Here is a 24,305-nt window from a genome sequence, read left to right as displayed (position 1 = left end):
CGCTACTCCGCAGGCAGGGCGACGATCGGCTCCGTCGTCGGAGCGCCGGTCGGAGAGCCGCCGGCCTGCTCGATCGTCACGGCGACGACGTCGCCGGGGGCGACCTCGCCCGCCAGAAGCGTCGGATCCGTCGTCCCGCCGTCGAACACCCCCGCGGAGACCGGCGTCTCCCCGCGCACGTTCCAGAGCTCGTACTGCTGCCCGTCCGTGAGCTCGGGGATTCCGTCGGCGACGACGACCGCCTCGCCGCTCGACGGAGCCCAGTGGAGGGCGACCGTGCCGCCCCCGGGAACGGCCGCGTCGACGACCCTGGCGTCGTCCGCGCTCTCGATGCGTTCGAGGGCCACGACGGCCTCCGGACGGTCGAGGAACTGCGAGATCGTCGCCGCCCCGATCCCGATCGTGAGGAGGAGCGCGATCGAGGCCGCGAGCACGAACCGGGCGCGCCGAGGTCTCTTCGCGCGCCGACGAGCGGTGGGCGACGCTGCGCCGTGCTCCGCGGCCGTCCGCTGCTCCTCTCCGGCGATGCGGGCGAGGAGCTCCTCGCGGACGTGCGCGGGAGGGGCGACCTCGGGCACGGCTTCTGCGAGCCACGCGGCCGTCTCCGCGTCGCGGTCGGCGCCCCGACGCGCGTCGGGGTCTCCGACCAGGGCGGACTCGAGCGCCCGCTCCTCGTCGGGGCTCAACGCGTGGAGCGCACGGCCGGCGAGCAGGTCGCCGATCTCGTCGTCGTCGTTCACGCGAGCACCCCCATCTCCGTCCTCAGGCGCGACAGCCCGTCGCGCATCCTCGTCTTGACCGTTCCCAGCGGCGCTCCCGTGAGCGCCGCGACCTCTCGCTGGCTGTATCCGCCGTAGTACGCGAGGGTCAGCGCCTCGCGTTGGGCGTCGGGGAGGAGACGGAGCGCTTCCATCACGCGGTCCCCTTCGACTCGGAGCTCCACGTTCTCGGCGACGCCGTCGAACGGCACCCCGAGGTCGCGGAGACCGATCCGGATGTCACGGTCGGTGCTCGCCTGAGCGGACCGCACACGGTCCACCGCCCGGCGATGCGCGATCGTGAGGATCCAGCCCCTCCCCTGTCCTCTGTTCGGAGAGAACCGCGAAGCGGATTGCCAGATCTCCAGGAAGATCTCCTGCAGCACCTCCTCGCTCTGCGCGCGGTCCACGAGGACCCGCAGCACGAGGCCGAAAACGCGTCCGGAGAGCATGTCGTACAGATCCGCGAAGGCGGACTGATCGCCGTCGGCGACGCGCTCCAGCAGCGCGGCGACATGGTCCACGGGGTCGTCGGCGTGCTCGTCCACCTCCGCTCCGTCGATCACCATCCGTCCAGCATGCCGCAAACGTCGCCGATCCGGCGCCGGATCGACGGTTCGCCGCGCTCTCGGATGCGGTGACGCTCCGCACTCCGCCGTCAATCCGCCGACGCGCGCACGGCCTCGACGACCGCCGGGGCGCCGGCCTCGATGAGGTCGAGCGTCTCCTCGAAGTCCGCTCGTCCGCCGTACCAGGGATCGGCGACGTCCCTCTCCCCGGCGTCCGGGACGAACTCCGTCCACAGCCGCGTGCGCGCGGGGTCGGCGCCCTGCCGCAGAAGCGCTCGCCGATGATGATCCGTCATCGCGAGGAGGAGATCCGCCGAGAGGTCGTCGCGGCTCACGGCGCGGGCCTGATGACGCGGCACGGCATAACCGTGCTCGGCCAGGACGGACGCGGCGCGCGCGTCGATCGGATTGCCGGCCTCCTCGGCGCTCACGCCCGCCGATCGCACGTCGACGCCCAGCCCGGCGGCCTCGAGACGGTCCCGCAGCACGACCTCCCCCATCGGAGAACGGCAGATGTTGCCGGTGCAGACGACGACGATCCGACGGATCATGGGGGTCCTCTCTCTCGACTCCGGCGGGGTGTGCGCCCGCTTCGAGTCTCACATGCGCGCGATCAGCGTGGCGCAGGTGCGAGACGCCGGCTTTCATGATGTGCTGACGACGTGCCGAACGAGTACTTGCCCTGGGTGGTCTCCGCGATCCTCGCCCTCGCGCTCATCGCGACGCTCATCGTGCTCCGTCGACGCAGCCGTGCCGCGAAGCAGCGGGCGCAGTCGCAGACGGCCTCCCACGAGAGCCGCGTGTCGGAGCTCGTGCGCGCGCACGAGGACGACATCGCCGCGCTCCGGCGCGGGCACGCGCAGGAGCTCGAGCAGGTGACGCAGCAGCGCGCCGAGGCCGAGGAGACGATCGAGCAGACCCGCAGCTTCATCGCCCGGGGCATGAAGCACGAGGCCGCCTCGCACAGCATGATCGTCGACGCCTGCGCCGAGCTCGGCGTCGACGGGGCTCTCCTCACGAACCTGGTCTTCCTGCCCGAGGACACTCGGCGCGAGCGGCGGTTCGTGGCGCAGATCGACCACCTCCTGCTCCTCGAGTCCGCGCTGATCGTGATCGAGAGCAAGCGCTGGAAGGGGCTCGTCTTCGACGGCATCAGGCCGAGCGAGGCCCAGCCGGGTCTCCGGTACCTCATCGACGAGTCGGACCTGCCCGAGTCCTTCGCCTTCCACGTGAACCGCGCGTCGAAGGGCTCGTCCAGCTGGAACGTCCAGAGGTACGACGGGCCGGATGCGCCAGCCTTCCAGGTCCGCCGGCAGGCCGGGCGGCTCTCGCAGCACATCAGGACGACGACCGGCGACTCGTTCTGGCTCGAGACGTGCGTCCTCTACTCGCATCCCGACGCCGAGGTGCACGCGCGTCCGCAGGACGTGAGCCAGGGTGGTGCTCCCACACACGTCGTCAAGGACATCGAAGGCCTCAAGCGCGTCATCAAGGGCTTCGAGATGCGCTCCAAGCCCGCCCTGACCTCGACCCAGCTGACGGGGCTCGTCGACGTGCTCGGCTCCCTCGGCCCGCAGGTGGATCGCTTCGGCGTCTACGATCAGCACGGACGACGGGGCGCATAGGGATCGCCGCTCGGCGGACGTAGGGCGGGCGGGACTTGAACCCGCGATCGTTGGGTTATGAGCCCACTGCCTTAACCAGCTTGGCCACCGCCCCGTACGCGACGAGCCTATCGCGGAGGAGAGGCTATCGCGGAGGAGAAGCCCCGCTCTCGGCGTCCGGCGGGCTCTGGCGACGTGACAGGAGGTCGTCCGGGTCGCGCGCGGCGCGGAGGTCGTCGAGCGGAGACGTCGTGGGGCGCGTCACGATGTCGTCCGTCGTCGCGGCGCTCCGACCGGCCGCCCCTCCGGAGCCGCGCTTGAGGGCGATCTCCTGGCTCTCGCTGACGACCTGCGGATGATGCCTGGCGAGGAGGAACACGCCGAGCGCGGCGACGGCGCCCACGACGACGAAGACGACGAGGGCCCACGCAGGGGCGTTCGCGGCCTCCCCCAGCACGATCGCGCCGATCAGGACGGCGACGATGGGGTCGATCACCGTCAGGCCCGCGATGACGAGGTCGGGCGGACCGGACGCGTACGCCGTCTGCACGAAGTAGGCGCCGGCCGCGGCCGCGGCGACGAGGGCGACGAGGCAGAGCACCACCGTCCAGTCGAACTCCCCCGCCTGGATGCGCTTGATGGTCACCTTGGCGAGCGTCGCGACGAAGCCGTAGAGCACCCCTGCCGCCGTGATGTAGAAGAGCGCCCCGATCCGGCGCCGGAGCAGGACCCATGCGCCGCCGAGCAGGATGATCACGACGAGGAGGATCGCGAGCACCACGAGCAGCTCGTAGTCCGTGATCGGGCGCTCGGTCGCGAAGAGCGCCGCGACGACCACGAACACGAGGATCCCCCCGACGCACAGGCCGATCGCCGTGAGCGAGCTCCGCGTGGGGGTGTGCCCGGTGATATGGGCGTTGAGGAGCGTCGTGATCACGAGGGAGATCGCCCCGAGCGGCTGGACGACGATGAGCGGGGCGACCGCGAGCGCGCTCAGTTGGCAGGCGACGGCGATGCCGAGCAGGAGCGTGCCGGCGATCCAGGACGGCCTCGTCAAGAGACGCAGGAGGTGGATGGTTCCGAGCCCCGTCTCCCCGGTCTCCCCCGCGAGGTGCTCGACCTTCTTGACGCCACGGCTCTGATACTGCGCCCCCAGAGACATGAAGACGGCGCCGGCGACCGCCAGCGGGATGCCGAGCAGCAACGCGGGGTTCTGGAACGCCCCGACGAGCTGCTCTCCGACATCCGCCGCCGCGAGACTCGTCGCCGCACTCGCCCAGGTCACCTCCTGAGACTAGCGCCAGGTGCGGCCGACTACCCTGAAGGAATGGCCGTTCTGCCGATTCGCATCTGGGGCGACCCCGTCCTCCACGCTCCCGCTTCTCCCGTGGATGAGATCACCGACGAGATCCGCACGCTCGTGCAGGACATGTACGAGACGATGGATGCCGCTCCCGGCGTCGGGCTCGCCGCTCCCCAGGTCGGCGTCGGCCTGCGTCTCTACACGTACTCCTACGAGGACGACGAGGGGCGACCGTGGCGCGGCGAGATCGTCAATCCCGCGCTGTGGATGGTGCCGACGACGCCGGGCGACCCGGACGAGGACGCCGAGTCCGAGGGCTGTCTCTCCTTCCCGGGCGAACGCTTCCCGCTCCGCCGTTCGGACCGTGTGATCGTCACGGGCACGGATGTGAGAGGCACGCCGGTCCGGATCGAGGTCGACGGATGGCGCGCGCGCATCATGCAGCACGAGTTCGACCACCTCGACGGCATCATCTACGTGGACCGTCTCTCCGACAGCGACTGGAAGACGGCGCAGAAGATCTCCAAGAAGCGCGGATGGGGACGACCGGGCGTCAGCTGGACGCCGGGGATCGACGATCTCGACGCGTGACCCGCGCACGAACGCGAGGTCCGCATTCGGCCGCATGAGGCTTTGCGCTGATGCACAGCCAGCGCGTAGCGTTCTCTCAGGGGTATGAGCGCCGGCCCGTGGCGTGCTGCCCTCTGACACAGGAGAGAAAACGCATGATTCGCACGTTCCCGACCCGCCGCGTCCTCGTCGCCGGCGCGGCAGTCGCCCTGGCATTGACGCTGGGCGGCTGCTCGAGCATCGCCAACCTCCTCAACGGCGACAGCGCCACGCGCGACGAGGACACGAACGAGGTCACCGAGGGCGGCACGGTCGACGTCTTCGAGGTGTCCGTCGGGGACTGCATCGGAAGCCCGGCGGAGGGCGAGGTCGTCGACGTCGAGGTCGTTCCCTGCGACGAGCCCCACGACGGCGAGGTCTACTACGAGTTCGCTCTCGACGACGGCGAGTGGCCCGGCGACACCGCCGTGTCGACCGCGGCCGAGGAGGGGTGCACCGCCTCCGACGCGTTCGAGGCGTACATCGGCACGCCGTACGACAGCTCGGAGGTGTGGGTGCAGTTCTTCCTCCCCACCGAGGACACCTGGACCGACTCCACGCTCAACGACCGTCTCATCTCCTGCATCGCCTACGTGCCCGACGAGCAGCAGACCGGCTCGCTGAAGGACTCCGGCCTCTGAGGCCCCGGCGCTGACATCCGGAGGGCCCCGCCGAAGCGGGGCCCTCCGGCGTCTCCGGGGAAGGAGCGCCGCGCCGACGCGACGGAAGTAGGGAATCCCCCGTGCGGCGGACGCGCCGGCGCGGACGAGCGCCTATCGTGCTGTCCATGAGCACGCCGGAGCAGGACCCCGACGAGGAGAAGGACGAGAAGCAGAGCAGCGGACAGGGGCTCGCGCTCGGCATCGCGTTGGGCATCCCGTTCGGGATGCTCGCCGGCCTGCTGTTCCTCGACAACCTCGCGCTCGGGATGGGCCTCGGGATCTCCGTCGGGATCGCCCTCGGCGTGGCGCTGGACGCACGGAACAAGTAGCCGAGCCTCGACGAAAAGGCCCCCACCCCGAAGGGTGAGGGCCTGTCGCTCCCCGGCTTGGACTCGAACCAAGAACCTGCCGGTTAACAGCCGGCTGCTCTGCCAATTGAGCTACCGAGGATCACTCGCCACCCACTTCGGGGCAACTCGGACAGCTTAGCAAACGCTGCCGCCTGCGCAGAAACCGCTCCGCGCGCACGGGCGTGTCGTCACGTGACGAGCAGTGTCTCCGTGCTCTTCATGCCCGGCGTCCACCGGAGCACCTCCGCATCGCCCGCCGCGACCACGTGCCCGGCGCGCAGGATGAGGCGGTCGGCGTCCAGCTCGCGAGCAAGGTCCGCGTCATTGGTCACGAGGAACGCCGCCATCCCCCACTCCTGCTGGCGACGGATGATCGCGTCGAAGATCACGTGGCGCACTTCGAGGTCGATGTTCGCGAGCGGCTCGTCCGCGACGAGCACACGCGGGTCGAGGATGAGCGCCCGGGCGAACGCGACGCGCTGACGCATGCCGGCGCTCAGCTCGTACGGGAACTTCGCGGCGGCGCCGAGCGGCAGGTGCATCTCGTCGAGCAGCGCCGCGACCCGCACGGAGAGAGCGCGCTGGTTGACACGACGGTCGCGCGCCGTGATCGGCTCGGAGATGACCTCCGACACGGTGAGGCGCGACGGCAGCGTCGCACCCCCGCCCTGCGGCAGGTAGCCGGTCCGATACGTCAGGACACGGTGCGCACGGCCGGGATGACGCACCGAGATGCCCGTGACGAAGGCGTCCCCGCCCGACACGGACAGCGTGCGATCGCGCGCTCCCGCGAGAGCCGCGGCCAGGCTCGACTTCCCCGAGCCCGTGGGGCCCGCGACGCACAGCGTCTCCCCCGCCTCCAGCGTCGTCGTGACGCCGTCGACGGCGCGGATCGCCTGGCCCCTCCCAGACCGCGAGACGCTCAGGTCGACGCAGCGGATGGCGTTCTCGGTGTCGTCGGGCACGCGCATGCTCCCATCCTGCCTGGTCGCTCAGCCTTCGTCGAGCAGCTGGCGCCGGTCGGCGTCGATGTCGCGCAGGCGCACCCGCACGGTGCGCCCCTCCTCCGAGTCCGGAGCGACGCGCTGCACGGCGCCCAGCAGCTCGTTCTTCTCGGCGTCGAGGGCTCGCAGGACGATCCTCCGGCAGAGGTCGTTCACCGACAGCGCCGCATGCTCCTCGTCGCGCGCCGGGAAGTCGCGCGTGATGAGCTCGGCCGCGAGCGAGCGGTAGGGCTCGCGCACCGCCTCGACAGCGGTCACCGACCATCCGATCTTCGTGCGGTCGACCGCCTCGACGGCCGCGCGGACCGCCTCCAGCGGCGGCGTGCGGAACGGCAGCGAGAGCGCACGGTGCAGCAGGGTCGGCTCGACCCGGTGTCCGTACTGGAGGATGCCCGTGAGGACGTCGCGTTCGATGGCCGTGTCCGTGCCGCGCGGCAGCGACGCCAGGCTCACGCGAACGGTCGGCAGGGCAGCGGGCTGGCCCGTCGGACGAGGCTGCTGCGCCTCGGCACGCCGCTGCTCCCCCGCGCTCTGGCGCGAGGCGCGCTCGACCTCGCCGCGCACCTCGGTCGGGTCCATCCCGAGCCGGCGCGCGAGGACGCGCTCGTACCCCGGACGGATCAGCCGATCGCGGATCTCGCCGACGATCGGAGCCGCCGAGCGGAGCGCGCCGACGCGCCCTTCGACGGTGCCGAGGTCGAAGCGCGCGATCGCCCGGTCGATGACGAACTCGAACATCGGCACCTTGTGGTCGACGAGCGTGCGGACGGCGCCGTCTCCGCGCTGCAGGCGGAGGTCGCACGGGTCGAGCCCGTCGGGCGCCACGGCGACGAACGTCTGCGCGTTGAAGCTCTTGGCGTCGGTGAAGGCGCGGATGGCCGCCTTCTGTCCTGCCGCATCGCCGTCGAACGTGAACACGACCTCGCCCGACGCGGACGAGTCGCCCATCACGCGCCGGAGCACCGTGACGTGCTCTGCGCCGAAAGCGGTGCCGCACGTCGCGATGGCCGTGGTCACCCCGGCGAGATGGCAGGCCATGACGTCGGTGTACCCCTCGACGACGACGACGCGGCGCGGATCGCCCCGGGCGATGTCGCGCTTGGCGAGGTCGAGGCCGTACAGCACCTGCGACTTCTTGTAGATCAGCGTCTCGGGGGTGTTCAGGTACTTCGGACCCTGATCGTCGTCGTACAGCTTGCGCGCCCCGAACCCGATCGTCTGACCGGTGACGTCGCGGATGGGCCAGACGACGCGCCCCCGGAAGCGGTCGTAGACGCCGCCCCGCTGGTTGGCGGACACCAGGCCCGCCCCCACGAGCTCCTCGCGCGTGAACCCCTGCGCGGTGAGCGCCTTCAGCATCGCGTCCCAGCCCTTCGGCGCGTATCCGACGCCGAAGTGCGACGCGGCGCCGGCGTCGAAGCCGCGTTCCCCGAGGAAGCGCCGGGCGGCCTCCGCCTCCGCGGACGTCAGCTGCGAGCGGAAGAACTCCGCCGCGGCGGAGTTGGCGGCGAAGAGACGGGTGCGACCGCTCGTCTCCGGGGCCGGCCCGCCGTCCTCGTAGTGGAGCGTGAGGCCGATGCGTCCCGCGAGCCGTTCGACGGCCTCCGTGAACGAGACGTGATCGATCTCCCGCAGGAAGGTGTAGACGTCGCCCGACTCCCCGCAGCCGAAGCAGTGGTAGAAGCCGACCTGCGGACGCACGTGGAAGCTCGGGCTCTTCTCGTCGTGGAACGGGCACAGCCCCTTGAGCGAGCCCACGCCGGCCGACTTGAGCGAGACGCGCTCTCCGATGACGTCGGCGATGTTCGTGCGGGCCTTCACCTCGTCGACGTCGGCCTGGAGGATGCGCGGCATCAGGCCACCCTGGACGCCCGGGAGGCCTTCGCGCCGGGGGTGCGGCGCGCGTTGCGCGGCGCCCAGATCCCCACGTCGGCCGGATCGACCTCGCCGATGAGACGACTGTGCCACGCGACCGCCGTCTGATCCGTGAGGGACGCGACCTGGTCGACGACGACCCGCGTGCGCGCCGCGTCGCTCTCGGCGGCGAGGAAGTCGGCCGCGAAGGCCGGCTCGAGCGCGTCGCCCCCGGTCGACCAGAGGGCGTCCGTCGACACGAGGGCGTCCGCGATGCGGGCCAGGACACGGCGCTGCTCCGCGTAGACGTGCTTGCGCTCGTCGATCGTGACGATGGTGGACCCCATGAGGCCCTTCAGCACCGCGATCTCCGTGTCGACGTCGCGGGGCACCACGACGTGCCCGCCGTAGCGCGTCAGGGAGGTCGTGGGATACGCCGCGCGCGTCGCCTCGACCGACGCGCTGGCGAACCGCCCGATGAGGTCGCTCGTGAGGTTCTTCAGCCGCGCGAGATCGCGGCGCGAGCGGTCGAACGTCCGCATCCACATCGGGATGCGCGTGAGGCGGTACAGGGCGTCGGCCAGCTCCTCGCGCGGATAGTCGTAGCCGACCCACTGCTGGATCTGACCGATGAGCGGATGATGCTCGATCGGATCGCTCACGCGCGTCAGATCGAGGTAGCCGTTGACGACGGCGTCCTCGAAGTCGTGCACCGAGTACGCGATGTCGTCGGAGAGGTCCATCACCTCCGCCTCGATGCAGCGGTCCTTGCCCGGGGCGCCCTCGCGCATCCAGCGGAAGACGTCCTCGTCCTCGGGGTACACGCCGAACTTCAGGCGTCCTCCCGGGTCGGCGACGGGATCGGCCACCGTCCAGGGGTACTTGCACGCGGCGTCCAGCGTCGCGCGCGTCAGGTTGAGCCCGTACGATCGGCCGTCGTCGAGCACCTTCGACTCGAGGCGGGTGAGGATGCGCAGGCTCTGGGCGTTGCCCTCGAAGCCGCCGATGCCCGACGCCCACTCGTTGAGCGCCTTCTCGCCGTTGTGGCCGAAGGGCGGATGGCCGAGGTCGTGGCTCAGGCAGGCGGCGTCGACGACGTCCTCGGCGAGACCGAGGGCCGTCCCGATCTCGCGCCCGACCTGCGCGACCTCGAGGGAGTGCGTGAGCCGGTTGCGCGCGAAGTCCGCGGGACTCGCGGGGCTCAGCACCTGCGTCTTCGCGGCGAGCTGACGGAGGGCGGCCGAGTGCAGCACGCGCGCGCGGTCGCGGGCGAAGTCGCCGCGACGCGAGCGATGGGTCTCCGGGCGGAAGCGCTCGGCGTCGATCCCGGTGTAGCCGCGCGGCCGGGTGGCGGCGTCGACGAGCTCAGCCACCGCTCGTGTCCAGCTCTGCTTCTCGCAGCTCGCAACCCGCGTCCTCGGCCAGCTCGCGCGAGTCGAGCCACCCCTGTGGCAGCACGGGGCGCTTCGGCGTCCCCGCGCGGCCGCGCTGGCCCTCGGCCGCCTCGCCCGGGTACGGCGCGTCGTGGTCGAGGCGTGCCAGCAGATCGTCGATCTCCGCGAGGCTCGACGCCGTCGCGAGGCTCGCGCGGAGATCCCCGCCCACCGGATATCCCTTGAAGTACCAGGCGACGTGCTTGCGGATGTCGCGGCATCCGCGCCCCTCGTCGTCGAAGAACTCCACGAGCAGCTCGGCGTGACGCCGGAACGCGCGTGCGACGAAACCGAGGGTGGCGTCGACCTTCACACCCGGCGCGCCGAACGCGTCGGCGAGGTCGCCGAACAGCCAGGGGCGGCCGAGGCAGCCGCGTCCGACGACGACCCCGTCGCATCCCGTCTCGTCCATCATCCGCACGGCGTCGTCCGCCGACCAGATGTCGCCGTTGCCGAGCACGGGGATGCTCGTCACCGTCTGCTTGAGCTTCGCGATGGCCGACCAGTCGGCCGTACCGGAGTAGAACTCGGAAGCGGTGCGCGCGTGGAGCGCCACGGCGGCCGCACCCGCATCCTCCGCGATCCGGCCCGCGTCGAGGTACGTCAGGTGGTCGGCGTCGATGCCCTTGCGCATCTTCACCGTCAGCGGGATGCCGCCGGCGGCCTCGACCGCCTGCTCGACGATGTCGCGGAACAGGCCGAGCTTCCACGGGAGAGCGGATCCGCCGCCCTTGCGCGTGACCTTCGGCACGGGGCAGCCGAAGTTGAGGTCGACGTGGTCCGCCCTGTCCTCCTCGGCGATGATCCGCACGGCTGCGGCGATCGTCTTCGGCTCGACGCCGTAGAGCTGGATCGACCTGGGACGCTCGGACTCGTGGTGGCGGATGAGGCGCATCGTGGCCTCGTTGCGCTCGACGAGGGCGCGCGAGGTGATCATCTCGCTCACGTACAGTCCGCCGCCGTACTCGCGGCACAGGCGGCGGAAGGCCGTGTTGGTGATCCCCGCCATGGGCGCGAGGACAACGGGCACGCCGATGTCGAGCGCGCCGATCCGCAGCGTGCGCGCGGTCTTCAGGAGGGTGGTCACCCTTCGATTCTCCCAGAACGAACCGGACAAGGAGCCCACTCTCCACAGGCGTCTTAAGCTGAGGCCATGACCGCCGCCCCAGACATCCGCAGTATCCCCTTCGCCGACGCGCACGGCGTCGAGAAGACCCTCGCCGATTACCGCGACGACGTCGTCCTCGTCGTCAACGTCGCCTCCAAGTGCGGCCTGACCGTCCAGTACGAGCAGCTCGAGGAGCTGCAGCGGACCTACGGCGAACGCGGGTTCACCGTCCTCGGCTTCCCCTGCAACCAGTTCCTCGGCCAGGAGCCCGGGTCGATCGAGGAGATCCTCGACTACTGCGCGACGACATGGGGCGTGAGCTTCCCGCTGGGCGACAAGGTCAACGTCAACGGATCGCACGCCGCGCCCCTGTACAAGGCGCTGAAGAAGACGAAGGACGGCGTCGGCCTGTCGGGGCCCGTCGCCTGGAACTTCGAGAAGTTCCTCGTTCTGCCCTCGGGCGAGGTCAAGCGGTTCCGTCCGCCCGTGAAGCCCGACGCGCCGGAGATCGTCGAGGCCATCGAGGCGGCGCTCCCCCGCTGACTCAGGCGGCCGGCTCCTCGGCGGCGTCCGACTCCTCGGCGGCCGAGGAGCGGTGCTCCGCCCATACCTGGCGGGCGACCTGCGCGAACGCCTCGGGCGGCTGGGCTCCGCTCACGCCGTAGGTGCCGTCGATCACGAAGAACGGCACGCCTTCGATGCCGTACGCGCGGGCCTGGTCCTGGTCCCGGCGCACGTCGGTCAGGTGCCGGTCGCTCGTCAGCGCCTCGCGCGCGGCCTCGGCGTCGAGGCCGATCTCCGCGGCCAGCTCGACGAGGTCGTCGATCCGGCCGATGTGCCGGCCCTCCGTGAAGTAGGCCCGCATGAGCCGCTCGACGGTGTCGAGCTGGCGCCCGTGCTCCGTGGCGAAGTGGATCAGCTCGTGCGCCTTGACGGTGTTCGTGTGGCGGAGGAGGTCGAACCGGTAGGCGAGCCCCGCGTCGGCGGCCACGCCGGTCACGTTCGCGAGCATCTGCTCCACCTCGTCCTTCGGCATCCCCTTGTGGCCCGCGAGGAAGTCGAGCTCGCCGCCGTCGAAGTCGACCGGCGTGTCGGGGGCCAGCTCGAACGAGTGGAAGGTCACCTCCACCCGGGGCGGGTCGTCGTCCCTCGCCGCCTGGGCGAGGCCGGACTCGAGGTTGCGCTTGCCGATGTAGCACCAGGGGCAGGCGACATCGCTCCACACGTCGATCTTGATGGCATCCGTCACATGACCTGGAAACGCGACGACGTGCCGTCGCATTCCCTCCTCGTCACGCGGACGCGGGCGTGTCGACGGCGCCGCCGTAGCGTCGATCCCGACTGTGGAAGACGCGGATGGCGTCCCACAGGTCGGTGCGCGAGAAGTCGGGCCAGAGCACGTCGAGGAAGACCATCTCGGCGTACGCCGCCTCCCAGAGCATGAAGTTCGACGTCCGCTGCTCGCCGCTGGAGCGGATGAAGAGATCGACGTCGGGCATGTCGGGAACGTAGAGCCGCTTCGCGATCGTCTTCTCGGTGACGGCGGACGGTTTGAGCCGCCCCGCCTTCACCTCGTCGGCGAGCTCTCTGACGGCATCGACGATCTCGAGGCGTCCGCCGTAGTTCACGCACATCGTCAGCGTCATGGTGCGGTTGGCCGCCGTGAGCCTCTCCGCCTCCTGGAGATCCTTGATGACCGATCCCCACAGCCGCGGCTTCCGGCCGGCCCAGCGCATCCTGACGTCCCACTCGTTGAGCTGGTCCCGGTGGCGGTGCAGGACCTCGCGGTTGAAGTTCATGAGGAAGCGGACCTCGTCGGGCGAGCGCTTCCAGTTCTCCGTCGAGAACGCGTACACGGACAGGTACCGCACGCCCGCCTGGACCGCCCCCGCCACGACGTCGAGCAGGGTCTCCTCCCCCACCCGGTGCCCCTCGATCCGCGGAAGCCCGCGCGCGTTCGCCCACCGCCCGTTCCCGTCCATGACGATCGCGACGTGGTTCGGCACCGGCCCCGCGAACCGCGGCGGCGTGAGCCCCGTCCAGTCGAGCGGCTTGTAGGGCACGGCATCGGGGTGGGTGTAGGGCTTCGGGCTCATCGGCGCCTCTCGGGACGGTCGGTCATCGGTGCTTCTCGAGGTGGGTGAACGAGCGGATGGCCCGCTCGAGATGGAACTGCGCGTAGGCCGCGACGAGGCCCGACGCGGCGGACAGCTCGCGCGGCGGCGCCGCGTCCACCCGCTTCCAGTCGCCCTCCAGGAGGGCGACGAGCAGCGACAGGGCGTCGCCGCCGATGCGCGGGCTTCCCGCCGGCGCGCACTCGACGCACACGACCCCGCCGAGCTGGGCGACGAAGCGGTCGTGCGGACCCGGTGCGCCGCACCGTGCGCAGTCGGAGAAGGACGGCGCCCATCCCGAGAGTGCCATCGTGCGGAGCAGGTAGGAGTCCATGACCGCCTGCGGCGCGTGCTCGCCGCGCGACAGCGATCGGAGCGCGCCGACGAGGAGGAAGAACTGGTCGGGCGTCGACTCCGCCTCGTTCACCCTGTCGGCGGTCTCGACGATCGCGTTCGCCGCCGTGTAGCGGTCGTAGTCGGCGGCGATGTCGGCGCCGTAGGCGCCCAGCGAGTCGGCCTGCTGCACGATGTCGAGGTTGCGGCCGATGTAGAACTGCGCGTCGACGACCATGAACGGCTCGAGCCGGGCGCCGAACTTCGACGACGTGCGGCGCACGCCCTTCGCGACGGCGCGCACGCGCCCGTGCTGCCGGGTCAGCAGCGTGACGATCCGGTCGGCCTCGCCCAGCTTCTGGGTGCGGAGCACGACGGCTTCGTCTCGATAGGTGGGCACCTCTCGATTATCGATCCTGTGCGGGAGGAAGGAGGCGTGACGGAGCCGCTGTTCTCCATCCCGCCTCCGGGAGACCTCCTCGGAGACCGGCGCGTCAGGCGGTGACGAGCTCGTTCTGTCGGGCGCGGATCGAGCGGTTCACGGCGGAGACGATCGCCTTGAGCGAGGCCGTCGCGATGTCGCCGTCGATCCCGACGCCCCACAGCCGCTGGTCGTCGACCTGCAGCTCGATGTATGCGGCCGCCTGCGCCTCCGCCGATGCGCTGAGCGTGTGCTCGACGTAGTCGTAGAGGGTGACGTCCACTCCCTGGGATCGGACGATCTCGAGGAACGCGGCGATCGGTCCGTTGCCGGAGGCCGCCGCCTCCACGGTCTCCTCGCCGTCGCGCAGCGTCACCGACAGGGTGCCGTCGCCGGAGGCGTCACGGTTCGATCTCGTGCCGAGCAGCTCGAACCGCCCCCAGCGGTGCTCCGCGGCGGACGCCGGCAGGTACTCGTCCTGGAAGACCGACCAGATCTGCTCGCTCGTCACCTCGCCGCCCTCGGCGTCGGTCTTGGCCTGGACGACGCCGGAGAACTCGATCTGGAGCTTGCGCGGCAGATCGAGCGAATGATCGGCCTTGAGCAGGTAGGCGACGCCGCCCTTGCCCGACTGCGAGTTCACGCGGATGACCGCCTCGTACGAGCGGCCGAGATCCTTCGGGTCCACGGGCAGATAGGGGACGGCCCACTCGACGTCGTCGACCGGGACGCCCTGCTCCTTCGCCTGGGCCTCCATCGCCTCGAAGCCCTTCTTGATGGCGTCCTGGTGCGACCCGCTGAACGCGGTGAAGACGAGGTCTCCCGCCCACGGGCTGCGCTCGGGCACGGGCAGCTGGTTGCAGTACTCGACGGTGCGCTTGACCTGGTCGATGTCGCTGAAGTCGATCTGCGGGTCGATGCCCTGCGTGAACAGGTTGACGCCCAGCGCGACGAGGTCGACGTTGCCCGTGCGCTCGCCGTTGCCGAACAGGCATCCCTCGATGCGGTCGGCGCCCGCGAGGTAGCCCAGCTCGGCGGCGGCGATGGCGGTTCCGCGGTCGTTGTGGGGGTGCAGTGAGAGGATGACGTTCTCACGGTTGTCGAGATGGCGACCCATCCACTCGATCGAGTCGGCGTAGACGTTCGGCGTCGCCATCTCCACGGTCGCGGGAAGGTTCAGGATGATCTTCCGCTCGGGCGTCGGCACGAGCACGGTCATGACCTCGTTGCAGATCCGGGCGGCGAACTCCAGCTCGGTGCCCGTGTACGACTCCGGCGAGTACTCGTAGTACACGGTCGTCTCGGGCACGGTCGCCTCGTACTGCTTGCACCAGCGCGCACCGGCGAGCGCGATGTCGATCACGCCCTGCTCGTCGGTGCGGAAGACGACCTCGCGCTGGAGCGCGCTCGTGGAGTTGTACAGGTGCACGATCGCCTGCTTGGCGCCCTTGATCGCCTCGTAGGTGCGGGCGATGAGGTGCTCGCGCGCCTGGGTCAGAACCTGGATCGTGACGTCGTCGGGGATGAGATCCTCCTCGACGAGCTGGCGCACGAAGTCGAAGTCGGTCTGGCTCGCCGAGGGGAAGCCCACCTCGATCTCCTTGTAGCCGAGGCTCACGAGGAGATCGAACATGACGCGCTTGCGCTCGGGGCTCATGGGATCGATGAGGGCCTGATTGCCGTCGCGCAGGTCGACGGCGCACCAGCGCGGAGCCTTCTCGATGCGCTTGGCGGGCCAGGTGCGGTCCGGCAGGTCGACGGTGAACTGCTCGTGGAACGGACGATAGCGGTGGAACGGCATGCCGCTGGGCTTCTGGGTGTTCTTCATGACGAGGCTTCTTCCGGGTTCTGGTCGAATCGGGCCGACAGGAAGCTCCGCGACGAGGGGCCCTAGAACGAGATCTCGTCGCGGCGGCTAAGAAGAAGCTGGCCACCGGAGCGCATGGATCCACGTTAGCACGCAGAATGCACTGCGCACGCCCGACGTCACGCCGCTGAAGCGAGCAGTGTGCGTGACGGAGAAAGGAGCCGTTGCGCACGCTGCGCAGTCTCAGCCGCCCCGTCTCAGCCGCGCAGTGCCGCGTGCGCGAGCTCGGCCATCCTGTCGCCGCGCGTCTCCTCGTGCGCCGTGATCGTGATGACCGCGTCGTGCGCCTGGTCGACGATCACGAACTGCCCGTACGCTCCGTGGAGCCGCCACGCATCGCCCGGGCCGCTCCACGTCGACATCCCGTAGCGCGCGTAGATGCCCTGGCCTCCCGCGTCGACCCCGCCTCGGTGCATCCCGTCGACCCACGACGCGGAGACGAGCTGCTCGCCCTCCCACGCGCCGCGATCCCGCAGCAGCCGGCCGATGCGGGCGAGCTCTCGTGTGCGCAGCTCGAGTCCGTCGCCGCCGGCGATCCATCCGCGAGGGCACCGCCGCCACCGCACGTCGCGGATGCCGAGCGGCGCGAAGAGGCGCGGCGTCAGCCAGTCGCACACGTCGCCGACCAGCGCCCCGAGCGCCCGCATCGCGGTGTAGGTGCTGGCGTTGGCGTACTGGAAGACGCGTCCGCGCGAGGGGCGGCGGAGCATCTCCGCCGCGAGGTCGGTCCACGCGTCGAGCTCGTCCGGCGTCCACGGGAGGTCGATGCCGCTCGTCATCGTGAGCAGGTGCCGCAGGGTGACCTCGGCCACGCCGTCGCCGAGGGCGAATCCGGGGAGGTACGTCGCGACGGGCTCGTCGATCGAGACGAGCCCCTCGTCCACGGCCATTCCGACGGCGAGCGCGCACACGCCCTTCGCGGCGGAGTGGATGTCCTCTCGGTCGTCGGCGCGCCACCGGTGCTCCGCCGCGTCGTCGCCGACGAGCACGTGCACGCCGTGCGCTCCGAGCGCCTCGCCGTCGACGCCGTGGACGAATCGGTCGAGCGCCTTCCGGGCGGCGGTCACGGCCTCGTCCTCTCCGCAGGCTCTAGAAGCCGAGCCGGCGCAGCTGCTTCGGGTCGCGCTGCCACTCCTTCGCGACGCGCACGTGCAGCGAGAGGAACACCCGCGTGCCGAGCAGCGGCTCGAGCGCCGTTCGGGCGCGGGATCCGACGTCCTTCAGGCGCGTGCCCCGGTGACCGATGATGATCGCCTTCTGGCTGTCGCGCTCGACGACGAGGTCGGCGTAGACGTCGGTGAGCGCGGGATTGCCCTCGCGCGGCGCGATGTCGGCCACCGTCACCGCGATGGAGTGCGGCAGCTCGTCGCGCACGCCCTCGAGCGCGGCCTCCCGGATGATCTCCGCGACGCGGTCCTCGACCGACTCGTCCGTGACGATGTCGTCGGGGTAGAGCGGCGGGCCGGCGGGCATGAGCGCGAGGAGCTCGTCCGAGAGCACCTCCAGCCGCTCGCCCGTGACCGACGACAGCGGGATGACGGCGGCCCAGTCCTCTCGGAGGGCATCCACCTCCAGCAGCCGCTCCATGATCTCCTCATGGGAGGCCGCATCCGTCTTGGTGACGATCGCGACCTTCCTCGCACCCGGGTACCCGTCGAGCGACGCCGCGATCCGCCGGTCGCCCGGCCCGACCTTCTCGACCGCGGGCACGCAGAAGGCGATCGCGTCGACGTCGCCCAGCACCGACTCGACGAGGTCGTTCAGCCGTTGCCCGAGCAGCGTGCGCGGCTTGTGGATGCCGGGCGTGTCGACGACGATGAGCTGTCCGCCGGGGCGGTTGAGGATGCCGCGGATCGCGCGGCGGGTCGTCTGCGGCTTCTCGCTCGTGATGGCCACCTTCTCCCCGACGAGCGCGTTCATGAGCGTCGACTTGCCCACGTTCGGGCGTCCGACGAAGGTGACGAAGCCGCTGCGCGACTCCGCCTGGCTCTGGTCAGGCATCGTGTCCGTCCCTTCCTGCGACGCTCTTGTGCACGCGCGCGCCGTTCGCGGCGGCGGCAGGCTTCCCGCCGCCGTTCTTCCTCCCCGGCTCGACGGCGTCGCCGGCGTCCGTCCGCGACGGGACGGCGATGTCGCCCGTGCGCGGATGTCGGCCTCGGACGTCGTCCACGGCCTTCAGCGCCTCGCTGCGATCGACGAACACCGTCGCGATGCCCCGGCCCCGCCCGCGCGAGGTGCCTCCGGTGAGGACGAGGCCGTCGGCCTCCGCCGCGTCTCCCGGCTGGGGCACACGGCCCAGCCGCTTGCCGAGCAGACCGCCGATCGAGTCGACGTCCTCGTCGTCGAGCTCGAGCCCGAACAGGTCCCCGACCTCGTCCAGGCCGAGGCTCGCGCTGACGCGGAAGCTCCCGTCGGCGAGCTCGACGATCTCCTTGGAGGGCGTGTCGTATTCGTCCGAGATCTCGCCGACGAGCTCCTCGATGAGGTCCTCGAGCGTGACGAGCCCCGCGACGCCTCCGTACTCGTCGACGACGAGGCACACGTGCACGGCGTCCCGCTTCATCTGCTGCAGCAGGGTCTCGGCGCGCATCTGCTCGGGCACGAACACCGCCGGTCTTCCGAGGGCCCGGACGATGGTCGCGTCCTGCCACGCGTCGCCCTCTCGGAACGCGTGCTGCACGAGGTCCTTGAGGTACAGCACGCCGACGACGTCGTCGACCTCCCCGTCGACGACGGGGAGACGCGACATGCCCTGCTCGAAGAAGATCCGCATCGCCTCGCGGACGGAGGCGTCGGTGTCGACCGTGACCATCTCGGTGCGCGGCACCATGACCACGCGCACCACCTGGTCGGTGAAGTCGAACACCGAGTGGATGAGATCGCGGTCGTCGGCCTCGATGAGGTCGTTCGACGCGGCCTCGTCGACCATGCTCAGCAGCTGGTCCTCGGACTCGAAGCTGCCGCGCCCGGCGCCCGGCGTGACGCGGTTGCCGACGAGCACGAGGGCGACCGTGAGGGGGCCCAGCACCATGCGCACGATGCGGACGAACGGAGCGAACCACGACAGGAGAGCCTCGGAGTGACGTCGCCCCACCGAACGGGGGCTCGACGCCACGGCGACGAAGGAGAGCCCCGTCATGACGGCGATCGTCGCGAGGATCGCCCACCAGACGTTGTCGAAGAGGAGGACGAAGGCCACCGTCGCGAAGACCGCCGCGGCGGTCTCGGCGAGCACGCGGAGAAAGCCGATGGCGCTCGCGTGCGTGTCGGGGTCGTCGGCGATGTGGGCCAGGGCCCGCGGGCTGCGGCCCGCCGTCGCGAGGTCGATGAGATCGGAGCGCGAGCTCACCGACAGCGCCGCGTCGAGCGCCGATGTGAGCCCGCCGATCGAGAGGAGGAGGACGGCTCCGATGAGGAGAAGGGGCTCGGTCATGCGCGCGGTCGTCTGCGTTCCTCGTCCGCGAAGCTCTGGATGAGCCGGTCCTGCAGACCGAACATCACCCGGTGCTCCTCGGGCTCGGCGTGGTCGTAGCCGAGGAGGTGGAGCAGCCCGTGCGTCGTGAGGAGGATGAGCTCGTCCATGAGCGAGTGGCCGGCCGTCGCGGCCTGCCCCTCGGCGACCTGCGGGCACAGCACGATGTCGCCGAGGAGACCCGCCGGGGTCGGCATGTCGTCCGTGCCCGGCCTCAGCTCGTCCATCGGGAAGCTCAGGACGTCCGTCGGGCCCGGCTCGTCCATCCACTGCACGTGCAGGGCCTCCATGGCGCCCTCGTCGACGAGGACGATCGCGACCTCGGAGTCGGGGCTCACGTGGAGCTGGGCGAGGTCGTGCTGGGCGAGACGCAGCAGGACGCTCTCGTCGACGCCGATCCCGGACTCGTTGTTGACGTCGATCATCGGATGCCTCGCTTCGGCTTGCGGTCGCGCGGACCGGGGCGCGCGGCACCACGGCGCTCCGCGCGATTGGCGAACTCATGGGCCTCGTCGAGCTCGGCGCGACGCGCCGTGCGCTTCTCGTCGTACGCGCTGTAGGCGTCGACGATGCGGCCGACGAGCGTGTGGCGCACGACGTCCTCGCTCGTCAGCCGCGCGAAGTGGATGTCGTCGACCCCGTCGAGGATGCGCGTCACGAGCCGCAGCCCCGACGTGCCGCCGGGGAGGTCGACCTGCGTGATGTCGCCCGTGACGACCATCCGCGTGCCGAAGCCGAGACGGGTGAGGAACATCTTCATCTGCTCGGGCGTGGTGTTCTGCGCCTCGTCGAGCACGACGAAGGAGTCGTTCAGGGTACGGCCGCGCATGTAGGCGAGGGGGGCGACCTCGATCGTGCCGCTCGCCATGAGCTTGGGCACCGCCTCGGGGTCCATCATCTCGTTGAGGGCGTCGTACAGCGGGCGCAGGTACGGGTCGATCTTGTCCGTGAGCGTCCCGGGCAGGAACCCCAGCCGCTCCCCCGCCTCGACGGCCGGACGCGTGAGGATGATGCGGTTGACCTCGCGTCGCTGCAGCGCCTGGACGGCCTTCGCCATCGCGAGATAGGTCTTCCCCGTACCGGCGGGACCGATGCCGAACACGATGGTGCTCTCGTCGATGGCGTCGACGTACTGCTTCTGGCCGAGCGTCTTGGGGCGGATGATCCTGCCGCGCGTGGAGAGGATCGCCTCGCCCAGCACCTCGCTCGGGCGCGGTCCGCCCTGCTCGAGGATCCGGTTCGACGTCGCGATGTCGGAGGGGCCGAGGTCGTGGCCGTCGCGCGTCAGCTGCAGGAGCTCGTCGACGAGGGCGCGAGCCGCACGGACCGACGCGGCGACGCCCGTGAGGGTGATCTCGTTCCCGCGAACGTGCACGTCGACCGCGGGATGCTCCTTCTCGACCATCCGCAGCAGACGATCCTGCGGTCCGAGCAGGCGCACCATCGCGACGCCGTCGGCGAGGACCGTCTGCGTGACGACGTCGTCCGCCGACGCGGGGCCCGTGGGGCTTGTGGGGTCAGTTGCCAACGAGGCTCTTCTCCTGGAGGTCTCCGGCGAGCACGTGCGCATGCACGTGGAACACGGTCTGGCCCGCGTCTGCGCCGGTGTTGAAGATCAGTCGGAACTGCCCGCCCGCGCGCTCGTCGGCGAGCCCCTGGGCCACCGCGACCACCTCGGCGAGCAGATCGGGGTCGCCGGCTGCGAGCTCGGCGACGTCGCGGTAATCCTCCGTCTTGGGGATGACGAGCAGGTGCAGCGGCGCCCGCGGGCTGATGTCGGTGATCGCGAAGACCCTGTCGGTCTCCGCGACGATGTCGCCCGGGATGTCGCCCCGCAGGATGCGCGTGAAGATCGACGGCTCGCTCATGGGTTCGAGTCTAACGACCAGGGCTACCAGCGCCCCAGCCCGGCGTTGACGACGGCGAGCGCCGCGGGGCCCGCGGTGGACGTGCGGAGGATCGTCGCCCCCAGGCGCACCCGCTCGGCTCCCGCCTGCGCGAGACGGTCGAGCTCCTCGGGGGCGATGCCGCCCTCCGGCCCCACCACGAGGACGACGTCGCGCGCGTCCGTGAAGGAGACCTCGGTGAGCGCGGTGTCCGCGGTCGGGTCCAGCACGAGCATCCGCGCCTGCGCCGCACGCTGCGCGAGCGCAGCGATCGCCTCGACGGGAGCGACCTCGGCGATCCACGCCCGATGGGCCTGCTTGGCCGCCTCGCGCACGATCGCGGCCCAGCGCGCACGGCCCTTCTCGGCCTTGGCGCCCTCCCAGCGTGAGACGCTCCGCGCGGCCTGCCAGGGAACGACGCCGTCGACGCCGAGCTCCGTGGCCGCCTGCACCGCGAGCTCGTCCCTGTCGCCCTTCGCGAGCGCCTGGACGAGGACGAGACGGGGACGCGGTGCCGGGACGTCCTCCCGCGCCGTGATCCGCACGACCACGCGGTCCCGTTCGACCGACTCGCACGTGCCCGTGATCCACGCGCCCCGCCCGTCCGTCACCGTCACGCCCTCGCCGGCGCGCACGCGGCGCACCGCTGCGGCGTGGTGCGCCTCGGATCCGCCGAGCTCGATCGCGTCGCCGACGGCCGCCTCTGCGGCGGAGGGGTCGTGGAAGTGCAGCGCCATGGCCCGCCCCTCAGCCGCGGAACCTGTCGCGGAGCTTCGAGAACAGTCCCTGCTGGAACTCCGCCAGTCGCGGCGACGGGGCCTTCGTGCGCCTGGCCAGCTCCTCGAGGAGCTCGCGGGTCTTGTGATCGACCTTCGTCGGCGTGACCACCTGCACTCCGACACGCAGATCGCCGCGACGCGAGGAGCGGAGGCCGGTGATGCCGCGATCCCTGACCGTGAGGATCTCGCCCGACTGGATCCCGGCGCGCACCTCCACCTCCACGGCGCCGTCGAGGCCGTCGATCGACGTGGTCGTCCCGAGGATCGCGTCGGTCATCGACACCTCGAGCGTCGCCAGCAGGTCGTCGCCGTCGCGGCTGAAGACGGGGTGCGGGGCGACGGTGACCTCGACGTACAGGTCGCCGTTGGGGCCGCCCGCCTGCCCCACCTCGCCGGAGCCGGGCAGCTGCAGCCGCAGACCGGTCTCGACGCCGGCGGGGATGTCGAGGGAGACCGTGCGGCGCGATCGCACCCTGCCCTGCCCGTGGCACGTCGTGCAGGGCTGCGGGATGACCGTGCCGTAGCCCTGGCACGTGCCGCAGGGCTGGCTCGTCACCATGTTGCCGAGAAGGCTCCGCACCTGACGCTGGACGTGGCCCGTGCCGCGGCAGATGTCGCACGTCTGCGGGCTCGTCCCGGGCTGACAGCACGAGCCCTGGCACGTCTCGCACAGCACGGCGGTGTCGACCTCGATGTCGCGGTGGGTCCCGAAGACGACGTCGCCCAGGTCGAGCGTGACGCGGACGAGAGCGTCCTGGCCGCGCTCCCGGCGGGACCGCGGCCTGCCGCTGCGCCCGCCTCCGCCTCCGGCCGCGCCGAAGAAGGTCTCGAAGATGTCGCCGAAGCCGCCGAAGCCCGCTCCTCCGAACGGGGACTCGTCCCCGCCCATGTCGTATCGGCGCCGCTGCTCGGGATCGCTCAGCACGTCGTACGCGTGCGTGACCGACTTGAACTCCTCCGCCGCCTCCGGCGCGGGGTTCACGTCGGGGTGCAGCCGGCGCGCCAATCGGCGGTACGCCTTCTTGATGTCCTCCTGCGAAGCGTCCTTCGACACACCGAGGGTCTCGTAGTGATCAGCCACGTCAGCCTTCCTGCGGACGCCGTGCGTCCGTGCCGTGATCCGTCCGGACGGTGCCTCAGCGCCGTCCCTCGTCTTCGTCCAGCAGCCTCGTGAGGTACCGGGCGACCGCCCGTACCGCCGCGAGGTTGCGCGGATAGTCCATACGGGTGGGGCCCATGAGCCCGATGCGCGCGGCCCCGACCGCCGAGTCGTACTCGCTCGCCACGATCGACGCCTCCGCGAGCCCGAACGCGGCGTTCTCCCGTCCGATGCTCGCCGACAGGCCCTGGCCGTCCGCGACCATCTCGCTCATCAGCCGCAGCAGCGTGACCTGCTCCTCGATCGCCTCGAGGAGCGGGTGGATGCTCCCGCGGAAGTCCTGCTCCCGCTTCGCGAGCGTCGCCGACCCCGCCATCATGAGCCGATTCTGGCGGAACTCGTCGAGCTCCTCCGACGCGGCGACGGCCACCGCGTGCAGCGCCGCCTCCGCGGGGGTGAGGTGCACGCTCGCCGCGGTGCGCGCGAGGGACAGCTGCTCGGCGGCCTCGGCCACCGAACGCCCTGTGAGGCGCGGGATCAGGCGTGCGCCGACCGCCGCCACGCCGGCCTCGTCGAGGGGCTGGGGCAGGATCGTGATGCGCTGCGAGACGCGACCGGTGTCGGTGACGATGATGACGAGCAGCCGGTGCGGATCGAGCGGCACGAGCTGGACATGGGTGACGTTCGCCCGGGAGAACGAGGGGTACTGCACGAGCGCGACCTGGCCGGTGAGCTGGGTCAGCAGCCGCACGGTGCGGGCGAGCAGCTCGTCGAGGTCGGCGGGGTCGCCGAGGAACGCGGTGATCGCGGCGCGCTGAGCCGAGGAGAGCGGGCGCAGCTCCGCGAGATGGTCGACGAACACCCGGTACCCCTTGTCGGTCGGGACGCGGCCCGACGAGGTGTGCGGCTGGGCGATGAGCTCCTCGTCCTCGAGGAGCGCCATGTCGTTGCGGATGGTCGCCGCGGAGACGCCGAAGGAGTGCCGGTCGACGATCGAGCGGCTGCCGACGGGCTCATGGGTGTCGACGTAGTCCTGCACGATCGCGCGGAGGACCTGAAGGCCGCGCTCGCTGACCATGT

The 24,305-nt window shown here is 70.9% G+C and carries 26 protein-coding genes and 2 tRNA genes; 5 read left to right on the top strand and 23 right to left on the bottom strand.

The window, feature by feature from the left end:
- Positions 1 to 2 precede the first annotated feature (2 nt).
- The 3 genes from N8K70_RS08565 to N8K70_RS08555 form a co-directional block, all read right to left on the bottom strand.
- Positions 3 to 740, bottom strand: a complete 738-nt coding sequence (locus N8K70_RS08565; RefSeq protein ID WP_317137932.1) for an anti-sigma factor — start codon at positions 738 to 740, stop codon at positions 3 to 5.
- On the bottom strand, positions 737 to 1,327 hold the full coding sequence (sigK, locus tag N8K70_RS08560) for an ECF RNA polymerase sigma factor SigK (RefSeq protein WP_317137931.1): 591 nt from the start codon (positions 1,325 to 1,327) through the stop codon (positions 737 to 739). The genes N8K70_RS08565 and sigK overlap by 4 nt, the downstream gene beginning before the upstream one ends.
- 89 nt (positions 1,328 to 1,416) lie before the next feature.
- A complete protein-coding gene (locus tag N8K70_RS08555) occupies positions 1,417 to 1,878 on the bottom strand; it encodes a low molecular weight protein-tyrosine-phosphatase (protein WP_317137930.1) in 462 nt (153 codons plus the stop codon).
- 111 nt (positions 1,879 to 1,989) lie between these two features.
- Between N8K70_RS08555 and N8K70_RS08550 the strand changes: the two genes are divergently transcribed.
- A complete protein-coding gene (locus N8K70_RS08550) occupies positions 1,990 to 2,952 on the top strand; it encodes a nuclease-related domain-containing protein (RefSeq protein WP_317137929.1) in 963 nt (320 codons plus the stop codon).
- A gap of 20 nt (positions 2,953 to 2,972) precedes the next feature.
- Here N8K70_RS08550 and N8K70_RS08545 read toward each other — a convergent pair.
- Both N8K70_RS08545 and N8K70_RS08540 read right to left on the bottom strand, forming a co-directional pair.
- Positions 2,973 to 3,046: transfer RNA gene (locus tag N8K70_RS08545), tRNA-Ile, on the bottom strand.
- A 30-nt stretch (positions 3,047 to 3,076) separates the two neighbouring features.
- Positions 3,077 to 4,216, bottom strand: coding sequence for a DMT family transporter (locus N8K70_RS08540; RefSeq protein ID WP_394357822.1), 1,140 nt, complete (start codon positions 4,214 to 4,216; stop codon positions 3,077 to 3,079).
- A 42-nt stretch (positions 4,217 to 4,258) separates the two neighbouring features.
- Between N8K70_RS08540 and def the strand changes: the two genes are divergently transcribed.
- The 3 genes from def to N8K70_RS08525 all read left to right on the top strand — a co-directional run bounded on the left by def (position 4,259) and on the right by N8K70_RS08525 (position 5,834).
- A complete protein-coding gene (gene def, locus N8K70_RS08535) occupies positions 4,259 to 4,825 on the top strand; it encodes a peptide deformylase (protein WP_317141157.1) in 567 nt (188 codons plus the stop codon).
- A gap of 134 nt (positions 4,826 to 4,959) precedes the next feature.
- On the top strand, positions 4,960 to 5,484 hold the full coding sequence (locus N8K70_RS08530) for a septum formation family protein (RefSeq protein WP_317141156.1): 525 nt from the start codon (positions 4,960 to 4,962) through the stop codon (positions 5,482 to 5,484).
- Between the two features lie 146 nt (positions 5,485 to 5,630).
- On the top strand, positions 5,631 to 5,834 hold the full coding sequence (locus N8K70_RS08525; RefSeq protein WP_317141155.1) for a hypothetical protein: 204 nt from the start codon (positions 5,631 to 5,633) through the stop codon (positions 5,832 to 5,834).
- Between the two features lie 48 nt (positions 5,835 to 5,882).
- On the opposite strand, the gene N8K70_RS08520 is transcribed toward N8K70_RS08525, so the two are convergent.
- From N8K70_RS08520 to dusB, 5 genes are all read right to left on the bottom strand, one after another.
- Positions 5,883 to 5,955, bottom strand: a tRNA-Asn gene (locus N8K70_RS08520).
- Positions 5,956 to 6,043: 88 nt separating this feature from the next.
- The gene (locus tag N8K70_RS08515) at positions 6,044 to 6,826 is read right to left on the bottom strand and encodes an ATP-binding cassette domain-containing protein (protein ID WP_317141154.1); all 783 of its coding nucleotides are present in this window, start codon (positions 6,824 to 6,826) and stop codon (positions 6,044 to 6,046) included.
- Between the two features lie 21 nt (positions 6,827 to 6,847).
- Positions 6,848 to 8,713 (bottom strand): DNA primase, encoded by a 1,866-nt coding sequence (dnaG, locus tag N8K70_RS08510; protein WP_317141153.1) that lies wholly within the window; start codon positions 8,711 to 8,713, stop codon positions 6,848 to 6,850.
- Positions 8,713 to 10,086 (bottom strand): deoxyguanosinetriphosphate triphosphohydrolase, encoded by a 1,374-nt coding sequence (locus N8K70_RS08505; RefSeq protein WP_317141152.1) that lies wholly within the window; start codon positions 10,084 to 10,086, stop codon positions 8,713 to 8,715. The genes dnaG and N8K70_RS08505 overlap by 1 nt, the downstream gene beginning before the upstream one ends.
- Complete coding sequence (dusB, locus tag N8K70_RS08500) at positions 10,079 to 11,233, bottom strand: tRNA dihydrouridine synthase DusB (protein WP_317141151.1); 1,155 nt, start codon at positions 11,231 to 11,233, stop codon at positions 10,079 to 10,081. The genes N8K70_RS08505 and dusB overlap by 8 nt, the downstream gene beginning before the upstream one ends.
- Positions 11,234 to 11,299: 66 nt before the next feature.
- Here dusB and N8K70_RS08495 point away from each other — a divergent pair, with 66 nt between their 5' ends.
- The gene (locus N8K70_RS08495; RefSeq protein ID WP_317141150.1) at positions 11,300 to 11,797 is read left to right on the top strand and encodes a glutathione peroxidase; all 498 of its coding nucleotides are present in this window, start codon (positions 11,300 to 11,302) and stop codon (positions 11,795 to 11,797) included.
- A 1-nt stretch (position 11,798) separates the two neighbouring features.
- On the opposite strand, the gene N8K70_RS08490 is transcribed toward N8K70_RS08495, so the two are convergent.
- From N8K70_RS08490 to hrcA, 13 genes are all read right to left on the bottom strand, one after another.
- On the bottom strand, positions 11,799 to 12,503 hold the full coding sequence (locus tag N8K70_RS08490) for a DsbA family oxidoreductase (RefSeq protein ID WP_317141149.1): 705 nt from the start codon (positions 12,501 to 12,503) through the stop codon (positions 11,799 to 11,801).
- Positions 12,504 to 12,546: 43 nt separating this feature from the next.
- On the bottom strand, positions 12,547 to 13,350 hold the full coding sequence (locus N8K70_RS08485) for an isoprenyl transferase (RefSeq protein ID WP_317141148.1): 804 nt from the start codon (positions 13,348 to 13,350) through the stop codon (positions 12,547 to 12,549).
- Positions 13,351 to 13,372: 22 nt separating this feature from the next.
- Positions 13,373 to 14,101: a DNA repair protein RecO gene (gene recO, locus N8K70_RS08480; RefSeq protein WP_317141147.1), complete on the bottom strand. Its 729-nt coding sequence runs from the start codon at positions 14,099 to 14,101 to the stop codon at positions 13,373 to 13,375.
- Positions 14,102 to 14,195: 94 nt separating this feature from the next.
- Complete coding sequence (leuA, locus tag N8K70_RS08475) at positions 14,196 to 15,950, bottom strand: 2-isopropylmalate synthase (RefSeq protein ID WP_317141146.1); 1,755 nt, start codon at positions 15,948 to 15,950, stop codon at positions 14,196 to 14,198.
- Positions 15,951 to 16,186: 236 nt separating this feature from the next.
- Positions 16,187 to 17,056 (bottom strand): serine hydrolase domain-containing protein, encoded by an 870-nt coding sequence (locus tag N8K70_RS08470; protein WP_317141145.1) that lies wholly within the window; start codon positions 17,054 to 17,056, stop codon positions 16,187 to 16,189.
- Between the two features lie 22 nt (positions 17,057 to 17,078).
- Entirely contained in the window at positions 17,079 to 17,990 is a 912-nt protein-coding gene (era, locus tag N8K70_RS08465) for a GTPase Era (RefSeq protein ID WP_317141144.1), read from the bottom strand.
- Complete coding sequence (locus N8K70_RS08460; protein WP_317141143.1) at positions 17,983 to 19,422, bottom strand: hemolysin family protein; 1,440 nt, start codon at positions 19,420 to 19,422, stop codon at positions 17,983 to 17,985. Before N8K70_RS08460 ends, era begins: the two co-directional genes overlap by 8 nt.
- The gene (gene ybeY, locus N8K70_RS08455) at positions 19,419 to 19,886 is read right to left on the bottom strand and encodes an rRNA maturation RNase YbeY (protein WP_317141142.1); all 468 of its coding nucleotides are present in this window, start codon (positions 19,884 to 19,886) and stop codon (positions 19,419 to 19,421) included. The genes N8K70_RS08460 and ybeY overlap by 4 nt, the downstream gene beginning before the upstream one ends.
- On the bottom strand, positions 19,883 to 20,905 hold the full coding sequence (locus N8K70_RS08450; RefSeq protein WP_317141202.1) for a PhoH family protein: 1,023 nt from the start codon (positions 20,903 to 20,905) through the stop codon (positions 19,883 to 19,885). The genes ybeY and N8K70_RS08450 overlap by 4 nt, the downstream gene beginning before the upstream one ends.
- 73 nt (positions 20,906 to 20,978) lie before the next feature.
- Complete coding sequence (locus N8K70_RS08445) at positions 20,979 to 21,329, bottom strand: HIT domain-containing protein (protein WP_317141141.1); 351 nt, start codon at positions 21,327 to 21,329, stop codon at positions 20,979 to 20,981.
- 23 nt (positions 21,330 to 21,352) lie between these two features.
- Positions 21,353 to 22,084 (bottom strand): 16S rRNA (uracil(1498)-N(3))-methyltransferase, encoded by a 732-nt coding sequence (locus N8K70_RS08440; protein ID WP_317141140.1) that lies wholly within the window; start codon positions 22,082 to 22,084, stop codon positions 21,353 to 21,355.
- A 10-nt stretch (positions 22,085 to 22,094) separates the two neighbouring features.
- The gene (gene dnaJ, locus N8K70_RS08435; protein ID WP_317141139.1) at positions 22,095 to 23,207 is read right to left on the bottom strand and encodes a molecular chaperone DnaJ; all 1,113 of its coding nucleotides are present in this window, start codon (positions 23,205 to 23,207) and stop codon (positions 22,095 to 22,097) included.
- 55 nt (positions 23,208 to 23,262) lie between these two features.
- Positions 23,263 to 24,303: a heat-inducible transcriptional repressor HrcA gene (gene hrcA / locus N8K70_RS08430; protein WP_317141138.1), complete on the bottom strand. Its 1,041-nt coding sequence runs from the start codon at positions 24,301 to 24,303 to the stop codon at positions 23,263 to 23,265.
- Between the last annotated feature and the right edge of the window lie 2 nt (positions 24,304 to 24,305).

Source organism: Microbacterium sp. AB, from assembly GCF_032878875.1.
Classification (GTDB): Bacteria; Actinomycetota; Actinomycetes; order Actinomycetales; family Microbacteriaceae; genus Microbacterium; species Microbacterium betulae.
The sequence above is the reverse complement of the archived record's forward strand: the minus strand, read 5'-3'. Positions and strand labels throughout refer to the sequence as shown.

Coding starts and splice junctions, on each gene's coding strand:
- N8K70_RS08555 (WP_317137930.1), bottom strand. CDS start 1,878: ATGATCCGTCGGATCGTCGTCGTCTGCACCGGCAACATCTGCCGTTCT.
- N8K70_RS08460 (WP_317141143.1), bottom strand. CDS start 19,422: ATGACCGAGCCCCTTCTCCTCATCGGAGCCGTCCTCCTCCTCTCGATC.
- sigK (WP_317137931.1), bottom strand. CDS start 1,327: ATGGTGATCGACGGAGCGGAGGTGGACGAGCACGCCGACGACCCCGTG.
- N8K70_RS08485 (WP_317141148.1), bottom strand. CDS start 13,350: ATGAGCCCGAAGCCCTACACCCACCCCGATGCCGTGCCCTACAAGCCG.
- N8K70_RS08515 (WP_317141154.1), bottom strand. CDS start 6,826: ATGCGCGTGCCCGACGACACCGAGAACGCCATCCGCTGCGTCGACCTG.
- N8K70_RS08440 (WP_317141140.1), bottom strand. CDS start 22,084: ATGGCGCTGCACTTCCACGACCCCTCCGCCGCAGAGGCGGCCGTCGGC.
- N8K70_RS08445 (WP_317141141.1), bottom strand. CDS start 21,329: ATGAGCGAGCCGTCGATCTTCACGCGCATCCTGCGGGGCGACATCCCG.
- era (WP_317141144.1), bottom strand. CDS start 17,990: ATGCCTGACCAGAGCCAGGCGGAGTCGCGCAGCGGCTTCGTCACCTTC.
- N8K70_RS08495 (WP_317141150.1), top strand. CDS start 11,300: ATGACCGCCGCCCCAGACATCCGCAGTATCCCCTTCGCCGACGCGCAC.
- N8K70_RS08525 (WP_317141155.1), top strand. CDS start 5,631: ATGAGCACGCCGGAGCAGGACCCCGACGAGGAGAAGGACGAGAAGCAG.
- leuA (WP_317141146.1), bottom strand. CDS start 15,950: ATGAAGAACACCCAGAAGCCCAGCGGCATGCCGTTCCACCGCTATCGT.
- N8K70_RS08530 (WP_317141156.1), top strand. CDS start 4,960: ATGATTCGCACGTTCCCGACCCGCCGCGTCCTCGTCGCCGGCGCGGCA.
- hrcA (WP_317141138.1), bottom strand. CDS start 24,303: ATGGTCAGCGAGCGCGGCCTTCAGGTCCTCCGCGCGATCGTGCAGGAC.
- N8K70_RS08450 (WP_317141202.1), bottom strand. CDS start 20,905: ATGGTGCGCCTGCTCGGACCGCAGGATCGTCTGCTGCGGATGGTCGAG.
- dnaG (WP_317141153.1), bottom strand. CDS start 8,713: ATGCCGCGCATCCTCCAGGCCGACGTCGACGAGGTGAAGGCCCGCACG.
- def (WP_317141157.1), top strand. CDS start 4,259: ATGGCCGTTCTGCCGATTCGCATCTGGGGCGACCCCGTCCTCCACGCT.
- ybeY (WP_317141142.1), bottom strand. CDS start 19,886: ATGATCGACGTCAACAACGAGTCCGGGATCGGCGTCGACGAGAGCGTC.